11 protein-coding genes are annotated in these 14,704 nt (G+C 36.6%); 4 read left to right on the forward strand and 7 right to left on the reverse strand.

Annotated features, from left to right (window positions below; translation table 11 throughout):
- The first annotated feature begins 388 nt into the window (after nt 1–388).
- On the forward strand, nt 389–2,338 hold the full coding sequence (locus QA612_RS04615) for an InlB B-repeat-containing protein (RefSeq protein ID WP_278282591.1): 1,950 nt from the start codon (nt 389–391) through the stop codon (nt 2,336–2,338).
- Nucleotides 2,339–2,425: 87 nt separating this feature from the next.
- Here QA612_RS04615 and QA612_RS04620 read toward each other — a convergent pair whose 3' ends face one another.
- Nucleotides 2,426–2,812 (reverse strand): hypothetical protein, encoded by a 387-nt coding sequence (locus QA612_RS04620; RefSeq protein WP_278282592.1) that lies wholly within the window; start codon nt 2,810–2,812, stop codon nt 2,426–2,428.
- A 344-nt stretch (nt 2,813–3,156) separates the two neighbouring features.
- On the opposite strand from QA612_RS04620, the gene QA612_RS04625 reads away from it, so the two are divergent.
- Entirely contained in the window at nt 3,157–3,918 is a 762-nt protein-coding gene (locus tag QA612_RS04625) for an NRDE family protein (protein WP_278282593.1), read from the forward strand.
- Nucleotides 3,919–4,062: 144 nt separating this feature from the next.
- Nucleotides 4,063–5,595: a methyl-accepting chemotaxis protein gene (locus QA612_RS04630; RefSeq protein ID WP_278282594.1), complete on the forward strand. Its 1,533-nt coding sequence runs from the start codon at nt 4,063–4,065 to the stop codon at nt 5,593–5,595.
- 113 nt (nt 5,596–5,708) lie between these two features.
- On the opposite strand, the gene QA612_RS04635 is transcribed toward QA612_RS04630, so the two are convergent.
- The 3 genes from QA612_RS04635 to QA612_RS04645 form a co-directional block, all read right to left on the reverse strand.
- On the reverse strand, nt 5,709–6,698 hold the full coding sequence (locus tag QA612_RS04635) for a ring-cleaving dioxygenase (protein WP_481804409.1): 990 nt from the start codon (nt 6,696–6,698) through the stop codon (nt 5,709–5,711).
- A gap of 226 nt (nt 6,699–6,924) precedes the next feature.
- Complete coding sequence (locus tag QA612_RS04640) at nt 6,925–8,733, reverse strand: glycerophosphoryl diester phosphodiesterase membrane domain-containing protein (protein WP_278282595.1); 1,809 nt, start codon at nt 8,731–8,733, stop codon at nt 6,925–6,927.
- A 201-nt stretch (nt 8,734–8,934) separates the two neighbouring features.
- Entirely contained in the window at nt 8,935–10,257 is a 1,323-nt protein-coding gene (locus QA612_RS04645) for an Ig-like domain-containing protein (RefSeq protein WP_278282596.1), read from the reverse strand.
- Nucleotides 10,258–10,633: 376 nt separating this feature from the next.
- Between QA612_RS04645 and QA612_RS04650 the strand changes: the two genes are divergently transcribed.
- Nucleotides 10,634–11,482, forward strand: coding sequence for a hypothetical protein (locus QA612_RS04650; RefSeq protein WP_278282597.1), 849 nt, complete (start codon nt 10,634–10,636; stop codon nt 11,480–11,482).
- A gap of 24 nt (nt 11,483–11,506) precedes the next feature.
- Here the strand turns inward: QA612_RS04650 and QA612_RS04655 are convergent, their stop codons facing one another.
- The 3 genes from QA612_RS04655 to QA612_RS04665 form a co-directional block, all read right to left on the reverse strand.
- Entirely contained in the window at nt 11,507–12,091 is a 585-nt protein-coding gene (locus QA612_RS04655) for a YdcF family protein (RefSeq protein WP_278282598.1), read from the reverse strand.
- A 205-nt stretch (nt 12,092–12,296) separates the two neighbouring features.
- Nucleotides 12,297–13,472, reverse strand: a complete 1,176-nt coding sequence (locus QA612_RS04660; protein WP_278282599.1) for a sensor domain-containing protein — start codon at nt 13,470–13,472, stop codon at nt 12,297–12,299.
- 294 nt (nt 13,473–13,766) lie between these two features.
- A complete protein-coding gene (locus QA612_RS04665; RefSeq protein ID WP_278282600.1) occupies nt 13,767–14,654 on the reverse strand; it encodes an NAD(P)-dependent oxidoreductase in 888 nt (295 codons plus the stop codon).
- Between the last annotated feature and the right edge of the window lie 50 nt (nt 14,655–14,704).

Raw genomic sequence — 14,704 nt, forward strand, 5'->3', positions numbered from 1 at the left:
TGCAGCATCGCATCGTTCACTATGGTGTACTATTATTATACTTGAAAACGCTTTCAAAGTGTGAAGAATCTTGTCAAAATTCTAAAACAAATTGTGCTAACTTTTCAACTGCATTGAAAGCCTATTCATTCAACTAACAAACTACCTCTTCTTTACGATTATTTTTGCCATAAAAATCTATTCTGTTTATTTCCATTTTGTGATATTCTTGTCGATAGATAGCAAAATAAACCAATTTTTGTTGAAATAGCATTTGTTTCAATTTTTCTTTGAGAATACACATTGAGGAAAATATAACTTACCCCTGAAATTATTAATACATATATATACTCTATCATGCGATTTCATGACTTATTTCTATTATTATTTGGACGGAGAGGATGACAAGATGGATAAAAAATATATTTTTATAATTGTTGCTAGTATCGTCACACTCACCTTTGCAGGTTTTTTCACTGTTCACGTTGTTCAGTCTAATAGTGTAAATGAACAGTTAAAGGTTGCAGAAGATGCTTTTTTAGAAGAAGATTACGAGAAAAGTCTCGAGGCTTTTTATAGAGTTCTAGAATTAGATGAAAACAATGTTCAAGCACGCTTAGGAATAGCAAAATGCTATTTTGCATTAGAGGATTGGAATAAGGTGGAACAGGTTTTATTGGAGGGAATTGATAAGTCTCCAAATGAAGTAGCCTACTATTTAAACATAGCTGATTTCTACGTTTTTCAAGAGGACATCAGGCGGGCTGTTATGTTAACAGAACGTGGAATCGGTGCCACAAATCATGATGAGTTGAAGGAACTTCTTGAATACATAGAGGAAAATATCCTTATAAAACTAGATCGGAACATCGTACAAATAGGTTTCGATGTTGATATTGACGTTTTTTGGATGGCTGAAAATGGACGAAGCTTTCCTATCGAAGCAGCGGTGAATCTTTCAAATAATCGTATTGGAAACGTCTTTGTAGATGAAGAAGATGCTACTACCACTTTTTCAGCTACAAATGTTGGAGAAACAACTGTAACAGCTTCCATCAGTTCCATAACCGTCCAAACCGACTTAGAAGTGAGAGAGCAAGTTTTAGCGGATATTCATGTGAATACGGATCCGGAAATGACTAGTGAAAATGTTGTGCAAATTAACAAGGATGAAACGGTTTCTATTACTGTACAAGGCTTTGATTTTAATGACGATTCTTTTACATTTTCTCCAGATTGGGAAGTTGAAAATGATTTAGGTACACTTAGCCAGCTGTCAGAATTACAAACAAGTTTTACTCCTAATAAAGCTGGTATTGAAACGATCCACATTACTTATGAAGATATGAAAAAGGAACTAACCGTCATTATTATTGATGGAGAAAATAAATTTTTAACACACGATATCATTGGTGAAGGAAAGCTGCATATCTCACCAACGGAAGAGGCCTATGAAATAAACAGTGAAATAACAATTGAAGCCGAACCGAATAATGGATGGTCTTTTGTTGAATGGGGAGGAGATATAACTGGAGATGAAAATCCAATTACCCTTACAATGGATGACCATAAACGAATTGAAGCTATTTTCCAAAGAAAAACTTATCAGCTTTCATTAATTACAACTGGACACGGAGAAATTGTAAGTAGCTCTCTAGCAACATCGTATGACCACGGTGACATGGTTACACTTACAGCACGCCCAAGATCAGGCTGGAAATTTGAACGTTGGACTGGTGGAATTGAGTCTAATTCCTCTTCTGTTTCCTTTGTAATGGATAACGACAAATATGTGCAAGCCATCTTTGTTCGTGAAAATAGTTCTTCAGGAAACAATTCAAGTAGGAACGATAATGAAAGCTCTGAATCGGATTCAAGCAATAATAATGATTCTAGTAGGAACGATCGTAATTCTAATTCTAACAACGATTCAGGTTCAAATAATAGTAGCAATAACAATAGCAATGATAGTGGGAAAAACGACAGTTCAAAAAACAATGATAGTAACAATGACTCCAACAATAATAACGATGATAGTAAAAATAATAATGAAAAAGAATCTGATCAGACAGAACCTTCTCCCACAATGTATGATCTAACCATTTCAACATCAGGAAATGGAACAGTAAGCAGAAGTTTATCTGGGAATTCCTTTGAGGAGGGAACTACTATAACACTGACTGCTGTTGCAGCTTCTGGTTCCAGAATAGTGGAATGGCGACAAGGTGATACGGTGCTAGGTACAGGTCATACTATCCAAGTAAAAATGGATCGGAACCATTCCATTCAAGCTATTTTTGAGAAAGAAAATCAATCCAATGATAATGAAAGTAATAGTAGTGGAGAAAGTGTAGGTTAAAAAAGTGTTATAACATTAAACAAGTCGTCACCAATTTTAAAATGGGTGACGGCTTGTTTTTTATAAAAGTGATACCTTCACGGACAATTATTCCTCGAACTCTATATTATGCTTTTCTGCTAAGTCCTCCATCTCATGTACATATCTACGCATAGTAGCCCTTGCTTCAGAGAGCATTTGATTCGCCTCACTCATCATTTCATAGCTCTGAAATTCTAGTGCAGACAGTGTTTTTAACATGGCATTATATTGCAAGTTCGATGCTTGAATATATATTTCATGGGCACCCCTTACCTCTCTAGTATCTGGAGACACAGCTTCTAATCGATCAATAAAGTCCAAATACATTGGCACAACTACCTCCTCAATATGAACATACGTTGTCCAATCATCCGTTGCATTGATCCCAATCACACTGTTATATTCATAAACAATGACATCCTCAAGCTCCACTAAAGGTTCTAAGTCTTCCATATATTTATCCATATCATCTCGGACCGGATCATTACACCCTACGACCAACAATAAAAAGCTAAGAAAATACAGTCCCACCAGCATTTTCGCTTTTATAGCATTTCCCTCCCTAAGCTTTATGAAATTGTCATTCCGAGAATTTTGCATATACTCATTGAAAGCTATATACGTTGGATGAAAGACGACAACAGTAATACTTATTCAAATGTTAAGTCGTACTATGAACATATTTTAAGCACCTACATGAACTGGATCGTTCATTTTTTACAAAAAGGAATGAATGATAAAATAAAGACATGATAGCCTAGCCAACGTCTCAATTCACGAAAGGACGATTGAATAACATGTGCATCATAGGCATTGCATTAAAATCACACGAAAAATATCCTTTTATATTAGCTGCAAATCGAGATGAATTTTTTGCTCGTCCCACCTTACCAGCTCATTTTTGGGAGGAGTCACCACACATAATCGGAGGAAAAGACTTAGAAAAAGGAGGATCATGGCTTGGAATCACAACAAATGGTAGTATAGCAGCTTTGACCAACGTACGAGAAATGGTGACTGCTAGTGAAAATGCTCCATCAAGAGGGGAATTAGTGAAAGGATTTTTGCAATCTCCAGAAACCTTTCATGAAAAACTGCAAGTAAAGGATCAATATGATGGATTCAACCTCCTATACGGCAAAATAAATGAGCTCATTTATACATCCAACCGAACAGACTTGACGGAAAAAATAACTAAAGGGATTTATTCAGTAAGTAATGGGAAGCTTAATTCACCATGGCCAAAGGTAAATAAATTGAGACAAGGAATCGCTGATCTATGCTCAAAATCGGCCTCTTTCCTGACAAGGGATAAATTCCAGGATGAACTGTTTCAGCTCCTTTCAAACGATAAACAAGCCCCAGCTGCACAGTTACCAAACACAGGAGTTGGATTAGAGATGGAAAAAATGCTATCTCCAATTTTTCTAAAAGGAGAACAGTACGGATCTAGATCTAGTACTGTTATTCTCGTAGATAACAATGATAGATGTACCTTTATAGAAAAGTCTTATAAACCGTTAACACAAGTGAAGTCTTATGAATTTACACTTCAATGAAGCTCAATATATCAGTATTTCCCTCCATAAATGTTATAAAAACTGTCACTGTTTCTACACGTATGTTCTAGTATAATTAAGTGTATAAAACTTTTGTAGCAAAACTATTGATACTAAAACACACTACTACTGGAGGAAATTATATTGCAACAGCGAAAAAACCTATTAATGTTATCCTTTACATTTATTGTTGTAATCCTTTCATTAATTACTCATGTACTACATAGGAACTTTCATTTTCTTAACGAGTACTATCAATCTTCCTTTGCACATGATCATAGTGCCGGCAGTTTTTCAGTCCCATTAAATATTCTACTCGTTATACCGTTACTATTAGCTTTAATTGGCCTAATCCTATATATAAAAAATAAAACACACAATCATATACCATATTATTTAACTCTCGCACTAACTTTTGGAAGTATTTCTATTATTGCTGGTGGAGATGGAATGGTAGAATACCATTTTTCTATTTTTATGGTTCTTGCTATCCTCACTTATTATGAAAGTAAACGATTAATCATTATAAGCACTGTTGTTTTTGCCATACAGCATTTTGCTGGTTATGTTCTTTCACCAGAGTTGATTACAGGAACGACAGAATATCCATTTAGTTTATTACTAATCCATGCTTTATTTTTAGTATTAACAAGTGGTGTTCTACTAGTACAAATCTCTGCAAACCAACGATACAAAAAAACAGTTCTGCTAAGAGAGTCGGAGCAGAATTCTGTCATTCGTGAACTAAATGAACAATTAACAACTACATCTAAAGAAGCACTAGAAAGAATAAAGCATTTAGAAATCGGAGTGAAAGAATCAGCTTCTGCTACTGAAGACATGACGAATTCCATTCAGTATATTGTTACAGGTGCAGGTGAGCAGCTACAGTATGCTCAAACAAGTCATCAGTCAATTGAAAATGTATCTACAGAAGTATCGATCATTACAGAACAATCAAAACGTTCGAAAGAGTCATCAAACGAAACCTTATCATTAGCTGAATCCGGAAAATCTAGCATGAGTAATACAGGAAAACAGATGAATGAAATTTCCATGGCAGTTAAACTAATGAATGACGTGGTAAAACGTCTTCAAGAACGTTCATCAGAAATACAAAATACATTAGTATTTATGTCTGACATTGCAGAACAAACAAATCTTCTGGCATTAAATGCAGCCATTGAAGCCGCACGAGCCGGTGAATCTGGAAGAGGCTTTGCAATCGTTGCAGATGAGGTAAGAAAGCTTGCAGATCAATCAGGTCAATATTCTCAACAAATTTCCGCTATTATTGGAGATTTGTTGCAAGAAACAGAGGCAGCTAGTGAAGTAATGCAAGCTACAAACCAACAAGTAAGGGAAGGCTTGAATCAAGTATCCACCACAGAGAAATTATTTGAACAAATTGTAGAAAATACGGCAACAGTACATGAAAATGTTGATGATACTTTTGAAAAATCAAAACAAATTGTTCAAAAAGTGGCTGATCTAACAGACGCCATTAATTCCATGACTGCAGTTTCTGAACAGTATCAAGAAAGTACAGAGAACATGTCTGCAGCCTCTGAAGAGCAGCTTGCTACCTTTGAAAGCTTTAATGAAAATACGTTAATTTTAACAGAAATGATGGAAAAATTAGATAAGCTCGTTCATGACATCTCAAAAAGGAAATAAACACACAGTAAGCCCCAAAGTTTTCATAGCTTTGGGGCTTTGTTCACTTTTAATTATCATGCTCTTTAGGAATCACCTCATGGTGATCGGTAGTCGGTAGTCAGTGGGCCCTATCATTTTTCGTACTCTTTTTTAAATTTTTTCGTACTCCTTACCGTATCAATAGGGCGTACCATTTGTTCAATTTGCTCTCTTTTTCCTTCTAAAAAAGGAGGTAAGGATAGTTTTTCCCCAAGGGTTTCATAAGGTTCATCTCCCATAAACCCAGGACCATCCGTTGCAAACTCAAATAAAATTTGCGGTGCAACACGTGCATACAGAGACTTAAAAAAGAAACGATCTACATAACCAGATGTTTGAAAACCAAAGCTCCTTAACCTTTCATCCCATGCATCTAGCTCTGCCCGGTCCTCAATGCGAAAGGCTGCATGATGAACGGTACCAAATCCTTGCTGACCCTGTGGCAATACGGCGTTGTGCTCTACAATCACTTGAGCCCCATTTCCACCTTCACCAACCTCAAACAAGTGAAAAGAATTCTCCTGATCAATTTCCTTAAACTTTAGTACCTTTTCCAGCATTTCTTTAAAATAATCAAACTGAGCAATACGAACAAACAATGGGCCTAATCCTGTAATGGCATACTCTACAGGAATGGGTCCCTTCTCCCAAGGCGTTCCAGCTTCTACTCCTTTGTTTCCTTCATCAGAAACAAGTAGATATTGCTGATCATCAAAGTCTACAAAGGAAAGAGTCTTTTTCCCGAACTGCTCCTTTACTCCTGTATGCTTCACCTCTAGACGTTCAAAGCGTTTCTCCCAATAATCTATTGCCTCATCACTCGGTACTCTGAAGGAGGTTTTTGAAATTTCATTGGTCCCATGTGTCCCCTTCGGAATACCAGGAAAGTCAAAGAACGTCATATCAGTGCCTGGACTCCCAACATCATCTGCAAAAAATAAATGATACGTCTGTATGTCATCCTGATTTACTGTTTTTTTCACTAAACGCATTCCTAAAACGTAAGTAAAAAACTCATAATTCTTTTCTGCACTACTAGTAATGGCTGTTACATGGTGTACACCTTTTAATTCATTATTCATACGATACCCTCCAATGAAGTGGAACCAATTTTTAATCGAATCTATTTTTCAATTGGGTCTGCATTTTATTGATTTTGCTTACATTTATAAAGTTACTTTATTTTTAATGTTAATGCAAATAATTGACACATAATTGCCACTAACCATGTTTGTGAACGCCTCTGACACTAAACAGGTTTGTGAACATTTTGTGTGCATTTGTTGAACTGTTTCGGGGTATACCTCATTAGTCTCTGTTTTCTTCCATTGGTTCTTCAGTGGCTACTCCAGGTACGAGTCCCATTACTCTTTCTGGGTAGCTCGTTATGATTCCATCGATATCGTATTTTAATACCTCTCTAATATTACGTTCTAGATTTACTGTCCACACCCATACTTCCCGATTTTGACGACGGGCGTTTGATACAAATCGTTCTGATAGCATCGTTTGGCGAATGGTATAAAAATCAACATCTAGTCTTGATAAGTCACCTGCTGATAAAAATAATATTTGTCCGATTTTAATGTCACTATTTAGCTGTCGCACCTCTTGAAGGACATTGTAATCAAAGGCTTGAACGTACGCATTGTCAATGAAATCATACGTTTCAATTGATTCCACTATCCCCTCTGCTAATTCTCGATTTCTGCTAGGATTTAACACTTTTACATCAACAATCAGATTCACATTTTCACCTTGAATCTCTTCTAACACTTCATCTAATGTAGGAATTCCTTCACCAATGAACTCATCAGAATACAAACGCCCTATGTCCACCTCTGCTAATTCCTCATACGTCATTTCGTCCACCCGTCTTGGTACACCTGCAACCCGCTGCAGATCATCATCGTGATTTAGAATGACCTGCCCATCCATTGTTAGCATCACATCAAACTCGACAGCGTCTACTCCTTTTTCAATAGCCGACAAAATAGCACTCATGGAGTTTTCTGGTGCATTTTGTACATCACCTCTATGAGCTGCAACCTGTACATTCCATTTTAAATAAACGATATTATCATTAACATTGTAATTTACGGCAAACATTCCAGTTACATAGAAGAAAATAACGAACGATAACGTAAACCTTCTTTTTGTAAAAAAACGAACAATTCTATTTTCTAAGGCAGTTAACCTTCTATTACCATAAATCGTTACATGATCCACAACTGCTTCACCTTGGTTTTTCCTAAACCGAAAAAAGGATCTTGTAAGGATAATAACGTTCATGGGAATCAGCAACAGAGAAAATAAAATCATCATGTAACTAGCAAACGTTAGTAAATAATCTTCAATGATGTACCCTAAGAGGAAGGCATCCGTTACTCTAGGTATGTAAGAAAGAAATGTAACAAACACAAAACCAATCAAAAAGATGACCAAATTCAGTAAAACAAGCTTAATGATTAATTTGAGTTTATTTCCTTTCGTTAAACGCCAGCTCCTTTTCATTCCGGTCCAAATGGATGTTTCTTCAATAAAAATGTAATGTAACGTAAATAGTAAACGAATGATGAAAGAAATAACCAAAAATAAAACCAATATATAAATTAGAATAGACAACATTGACAGCCCGTAAAGCTGATTCGTTAAAAATATAGGTAAATTAAAATCTAATAGAGCTGGTAATCCTGCAGAGCTGATAAATGGAATAATTAGTAAAAAGACAAAGATTAACTGAAGCATACCAAATCCTAATAAGGAAGGTAATTTTTTTAACGTAGTGAAGAATGCCTCCGAAACGAGGACCTTCTTATTAAAATATCTTTTTTGTGCCAAAGTAATCATGACACCGAATTCTATTAATAAAATGATCACCACTAAAAAGCTAATGATGAGCATACCAATAAATCCAGCGGTGCTTAGCCCTATTCTATAAACTTCCGCATTAAGTAAAGACCCTGCCCCTATCATTTGTAATATTCGATTAAAAATAAACGAAATTAGAGGAACAAACAGCAAACTCGTTAAAACCATAAAGATTAAAGTAAAAGAAAGATACTGCCTATAGGATGCTTTAAAATCTCGCCAGCTTTTTCTAACTACCTCAAACATAAAATCCCCCACTACCGTAAACATTTGATTTATATATAAGTATGAATTGTTTTTATGACAAGTCAATAAGACTTTGCCGTATACAGATACAATTAATATCCTTCCCCATACCCCATACATTCCATTATTAAACGTAGGAACCAGTGTGAGATCGACAAGAGACAACAAAAAAAGGGAGGTGACTGGCACCTCCCATCCTACTTAAACTTCAACCCTCTTTCTTTTCATAAACAATACTGCTGCTCCTACAGCCATGATTACAAAGCCGATGAATAAGAAGGTGTACATAGATGTTGCTGTATTTGGAAGTTCATCTCCATCTACATCTTCACCTTTTTCTTCTTCCTCTTTACCATTCTCATCAGAGGAATCTTCTTCCTCTTCTTCCGTAGATTCCTCTTCCTCTTGAACCTCAGCCAATAAACCATAAATAGAGAAATGATCTACCTCAAGGGCCACAATGCCGTTTTCCGCATCTACTATACCACCCTTGTGCTCCCATTCTTCATCCTCTCCATTGTAATAATAAATGGAGACATCGTCCTCTTCATATTCCTCTGGATTATAGCTATATAAAAGAGTGAAGCTGCCTTCAAATTCCAATCCACTTTCGTTTATCAATGTATACTGATAAATGGACCCCGCTATCTCAAATGTTGATCCTTCCATCAAGCTAACCTTCATTTCTTCACTTAATTCTTCAATAAGCAAGGAAACCCCATCTGGTAAATCGTCCGGTAAAATAATGGATGCAGTAGTACCAGGAATCGTATATGTTTCTCCAGGTTCTACATTCGTTTCTACCCCGTCAAAAATAACCTTGCTTCCTACAGGCCCTGGATCAACATCCTCCTCCGCTACAACAATCATCCCTTCAGCCGAGTAGCCATGACCAGCATCAACTGTTATCGTTGTTTCTCCAGGTGCTATCCCCTGCAACTCACCAAGAAAACTAACAGTAGCAACACTATCGTCTTCCACGTTAAATTCTAAATAATATTGTTCAACGCTTAACGCCTCACCTAATGAACCATCAGAATAAAGCTCTCTTACAACAACGTCTACAGTTTCTCCCACTTCTAGGGAATATATTTCCTGTTCAAAGGATATACCAACTGGGATAGCCTGTTCTTCCTCTACGATAACAGTAGCTTCTGCTACATAATCATACATGATATGAGCTATAACTGTTGTCTCTCCTGGTGATACCCCTTCTAACACCCCGTTTTCACTAACAGTTGCAACACTTTCATCATCTATTTCAAAACTTAAATACTCGTCTTCATTATCTAATATTTCACCTAATGAACCATCGGAATAAAGCTCTCGTACTAATAATTCCTTCGATTCTCCTACAGCAATAGAAAAGCTTTCTGTCTCAAAGGTTATATCAATTGGTATTGCGTCTGCCGGACCACCTCCATCCGTTACTGCAAAAGCAGTTGTTCCCATTAACAAAGGCTTTACTACTACTAATAATACACATAAGATCAAGCTTTTCTTAAACTTCTTTATTTTTTCCATAAGCGTCCACCTCCAAGTGATCATATCCTAGAATTCCGTTACAACCTACAACAAATAAATAAAAATATCCCATCCACCTTCAGAAAACTGGCGAACGATGAATATGTAAACAGTTACACATCATCAATAAAAAATAAGCTTAATCAACCGTTAAAATAATCCCTCCTTTTTTGAAAAACCATTACAAAGAGTTCAATAGATTCGTTATAGCGAAACTTCAACATAAATTTTATCATACAACACCGTTCGTCACAACGAACTTGCAGAATTTTTAGAAAACTATACTTTTGTATAATAATAAAGAGTAAAAATTCATCCATCACGGTTGTGTGTCTTTCATTTTTGAAGAGCTTTATGAAAGAGGATCATATTAATTTTGAATGAAATTGTGGATTTGTGGTGTATGAAGGGGTGTGGAGAAAATGGAGGGGAACTGATCGCCTTCAATAATTCTGCAAATCTCTTTATTGACTGGTTGCGGGATCATTGGCAGCATTCTATATTACTGCAAAACGGCTTTTCCCCTTTTGCAGGCTTATTGGCGGTCTTCTATATTCCTGCAAAACGGCTTTTCCCCTTTTGCAGGCTTATTGGCGGGCTTCTATATTACTGCAAAACGGCTTTTTCCCTTTTGCAGGCTTATTGGCGGCATTCCATATTCCTGCAAAACGGCTTTTCCCCTTTTGCAGGCTTATTGGCGGTCTTCTATATTCCTGCAAATCGGCTTTTCCCCTTTTGCAGGCTTATTGGCGGTCTTCTATATTCCTGCAAATCGGCTTTTTCCCTTTTGCAGGCTTATTGGCGGTCTTCTATTTGCCTGCAAAACGGCTTTTTCCCTTTTGCAGGCTTATTGGCGGTCTTCTATATTCCTGCAAAACGGCTTTTTCCCTTTTGCAGGCTCATTGGCGGTCTTCTATTTGCCTGCAAAACGGCTTTTTCCCTTTTGCGGGATCATTGGCGGTCTTCTATTTGCCTGCAAAACGGCTTTTTCCCTTTTGCGGGATCATTGGCAGCATTCTATATTCCTGCAAACCTGCTTTTCCCCTTTTGCAGGCTCATTGGCGGCTTTCTATTTGCCTGCAAAACGGCTTTTCCCCTTTTGCGGGATCATTGGCAGCATTCTATATTACTTCAAACCTGCTTTTTCTCTTTTTACAAGTTCATTGGCACCACCCTGTTCCTCGGCCCAGATGCTCCCAGGTTACAAATAAACTTCCTAATTTAACATTGGCTTTAGATCATTCAAGCTTCACAATCGTAGAATCTCCCAAAAAAACTTTAGTATTTCGCTTACACCCTGTTTGCGAGTTTCGTGATCCTTCCACCAATTACGATTAAATGTATCCTCCCGTACTGGTACGGATACAATTTTTACACCCTTGTTCTTATAGGTTTTCTTAAATATCCATTTGGATCTTGCAGAATGATATTTATTCGTTACAAGTAAAAGCTTCCTTATTTTTAACCCTTCCAGCAACTCCTTAGCCAATTCTGCCTCGTCCCGAGTACTGGTTACTCCTGTATATTCATAAATCGCGTCATCAGGTACTTGAAGGGCAATTAAATGTTCTCTCATAATATGGGAGGAATACGTTTTCCAACCCACAATCGTACCTGTCAATATGATTTTATTACAATATCCTTCATGATAGAGCTTTGCTGCTTCAGCTTCCCTATCTCCATTTCCGTTACCGTCACTTAAAACTAATATGGCATCGCCTTTTTCTCGTTCATCTTCAGAAACTAGTAAACGATGTAGATTACAAACTAGTGCAATAAAAATGATGAGAAAAGCTATTATAAAAAGTAGTAAGCTCCACATGAAAAGCATCATTTAAACTAGTCCTCCAATTGAACTCAACATATTAAATACACCCTATTAAAAACTACGAGCATTCCGTCTAACAAATCAATAATGATATGAAATATGTATTCCTGTTATATTGTCCATATTCTATTTAGAATAGCTCAGCTATGATTGTGAACTGCCGAGCTTTCTTAATATTTATTTGACAAAATCCATGAGGTTTCTTGTACCTCTATTTAAATAACTTAGCTTTTATTTTATCTAAGAACCCTGTTTGTTGGAAGTCGTAATCTTCTAAATCTGGGGTATAAAATTTGTAATTGTTTTTCCCTTGATTTTTCGCAGTATACATAGCTTTATCTGCTTTTTCAATCAGTGTATCTTTATCTTCTCCATCTTCTGGATAGGTACTTATTCCAATACTTACGGAGACCTTGGCTTCATTGCCTTGGATTTGATATGGTTTTGAAACAGTTTCCACAATTCGCTGTGCAATCTCTTCCATTTTTTCTGAAGCTACTTCTTCTAAAACAAGGATGAATTCATCACCACCAATTCGTGAAATAAGATCCTCTTCCCTCAGATTTTCTTGTAACCTTCTTACTACTTCTTTCAGCAGTTCATCCCCAGCATCATGGCCTAACGTATCATTCACATATTTAAAATCGTCTAAGTCAAGAAACATGATGGACAATTGCTCTTTATGTCGCTTTGCCCGTGCAAGTCCTTTCGTAATATGCATATATAACGCTTTTCTATTAGGTAAATCTGTCAAATCATCGTAATATGCCATTTGCTTTAATTCTTCCTCAAGACCCTTCCTAAAGGTAATATCAAAAATTTGACCATTTACCTTTGAAACCTTACCATCTATATTAATTATGGGAGAAAAGAACCTCATTATCCACCTAATTCCATATTCAGGATGATGGATGCGGTACTCTACCTTTGATGACTCACCTAAAAGCACCTTTTCCTCCTCTATTCGAACTTTTTCTTTATCCTCTTCAAAAATAATATCTGTCCACAAATATGGGTTGTCTTGGAATTCTTCACTGGAGTACCCATAAACATCTTCAATTCCTTTTGAGAAAAACGTTTTTTCTCGTTGTAAATCATACGAATAAACAGCTCCATCTAAGGAGTTAAACAGCGTTTTATAATCTTGGTTACTTTGCTTTGTTTTCTCTAACTGCTCTTCAAGGTTGAGGTTGTCAGCTACAAGGCTTTCCATCGTAAAACTTAGTTTTTCGAGGCGATTTCCTAATATATAAACAAATAATATTAGTGATGCCAAGAAAAGATACCGAATGAACGGAATTCCTTCATTTGCACTAAAATAATATACCTCCAAGATAACTGCCAATAAAAATATAGCCAAAGACAATAGTCTTATTTTGTTTTTCATTATTGTTCCTACTTTCTATCTCCGTACCATTTCAAACATGACGGCACATTCAAATTATCATGCAATTAATTCTAAACAACTCTATCATTGACGAATTTACGGATATTTTGTCGATACAGTTTGATTATACATTATCTATAATACTTTTGTTTTTAATATGCGCATGTGGTTCTATTCCCAATCCATTTAGCCCGTAGTCCTTGGGTAAGGTCTGGAAAGTTGGTAAATACACAAAGCTGTCACAGACATGGTCTGTGACAGCTTTGTGACTAACTTCTGTATGGAGGGTTCCTACTACTTATTATTTATCATGTTTTCAAAGCACTTTAACATTGCGGACATATCTTCTTCCTTTAACCCCATGTTTGCTCCTAGTAAAAATAGATCCTTCGCTTGGGATAACATTGGCGTCGGTACTTGTAACTCATCAGCCATGGTTTTTGCTAATCCTAAATCCTTGTACATTAACCCTAAGGAGAATTGTGGATCAAAGTTTCTTTCTAAAATAGCTTCCTCTTTCCCCTGGAGGATTGCACTATTAGCTCCACCTTGCTTTAATACGTGTAAAAATAGTTTCTCGTCCACATTCCCCTGTTTCGCAATGCTTAACCCTTGGAGTAAGGATAATAAATTAATTGCTACGATTGAATTATTCGCTATTTTTGCAGTGGCTGCTGTTCCTACCTCACCAAAATAGGTTGTATTTCTACCAAGTATATTAAAGTACGGTTCACAATCCTTCACCACCGCTTCATCAGCACCAACTAAAAAGTTTAGGTTACCTTCCTCAGCTTGAACTTTACTCCCTGTTACTGGCGCCTCCACATAAGCAATATCCAAACCCTTTAATCGATTATATACACTCTTAGAAGTTTCTGGACTTACCGTACTACTATTAATTATAATTTTCGGCTTCGAAGCTCCATGGATCACACCATTCACTCCAAAAACCACGTCCTCTACTACTGCATCATTTGCCAGCATAAGAAAAACAATAGATGACCTTTCTGCTATATCCTTAGGAGACGCTGCTGCAGTTGCCCCTAACTCCACTACGTCCTCCATCACAGAAGCAGTTCTATTCCAAACACTCACCTGCAAGTTAGCAGCCACTAAATTTTTTGCCATGGGCTTACCCATTATTCCTAATCCAATAAAACCTACTGTATTTTCCACACCCATTTCGTTACATCCCCTCTTCATTTTGATTAATTTAAAAAAGATCGTATAAG

The sequence above is a fragment of the Evansella sp. AB-P1 genome (assembly GCF_029688925.1).
Classification (GTDB): Bacteria; Bacillota; Bacilli; order Bacillales; family Salisediminibacteriaceae; genus Evansella.

Bases quoted from the DNA above. Each gene is read 5' to 3' on its own strand.
- QA612_RS04655 (WP_278282598.1), bottom strand. From the start codon at position 12,091: ATGATGCTTTTCATGTGGAGCTTACTACTTTTTATAATAGCTTTTCTC.
- QA612_RS04635 (WP_481804409.1), bottom strand. From the start codon at position 6,698: ATGAATAATGAATTAAAAGGTGTACACCATGTAACAGCCATTACTAGT.
- QA612_RS04640 (WP_278282595.1), bottom strand. From the start codon at position 8,733: ATGTTTGAGGTAGTTAGAAAAAGCTGGCGAGATTTTAAAGCATCCTAT.
- QA612_RS04665 (WP_278282600.1), bottom strand. From the start codon at position 14,654: ATGGGTGTGGAAAATACAGTAGGTTTTATTGGATTAGGAATAATGGGT.
- QA612_RS04625 (WP_278282593.1), top strand. From the start codon at position 3,157: ATGTGCATCATAGGCATTGCATTAAAATCACACGAAAAATATCCTTTT.
- QA612_RS04620 (WP_278282592.1), bottom strand. From the start codon at position 2,812: ATGGAAGACTTAGAACCTTTAGTGGAGCTTGAGGATGTCATTGTTTAT.
- QA612_RS04615 (WP_278282591.1), top strand. From the start codon at position 389: ATGGATAAAAAATATATTTTTATAATTGTTGCTAGTATCGTCACACTC.
- QA612_RS04645 (WP_278282596.1), bottom strand. From the start codon at position 10,257: ATGGAAAAAATAAAGAAGTTTAAGAAAAGCTTGATCTTATGTGTATTA.
- QA612_RS04660 (WP_278282599.1), bottom strand. From the start codon at position 13,472: ATGAAAAACAAAATAAGACTATTGTCTTTGGCTATATTTTTATTGGCA.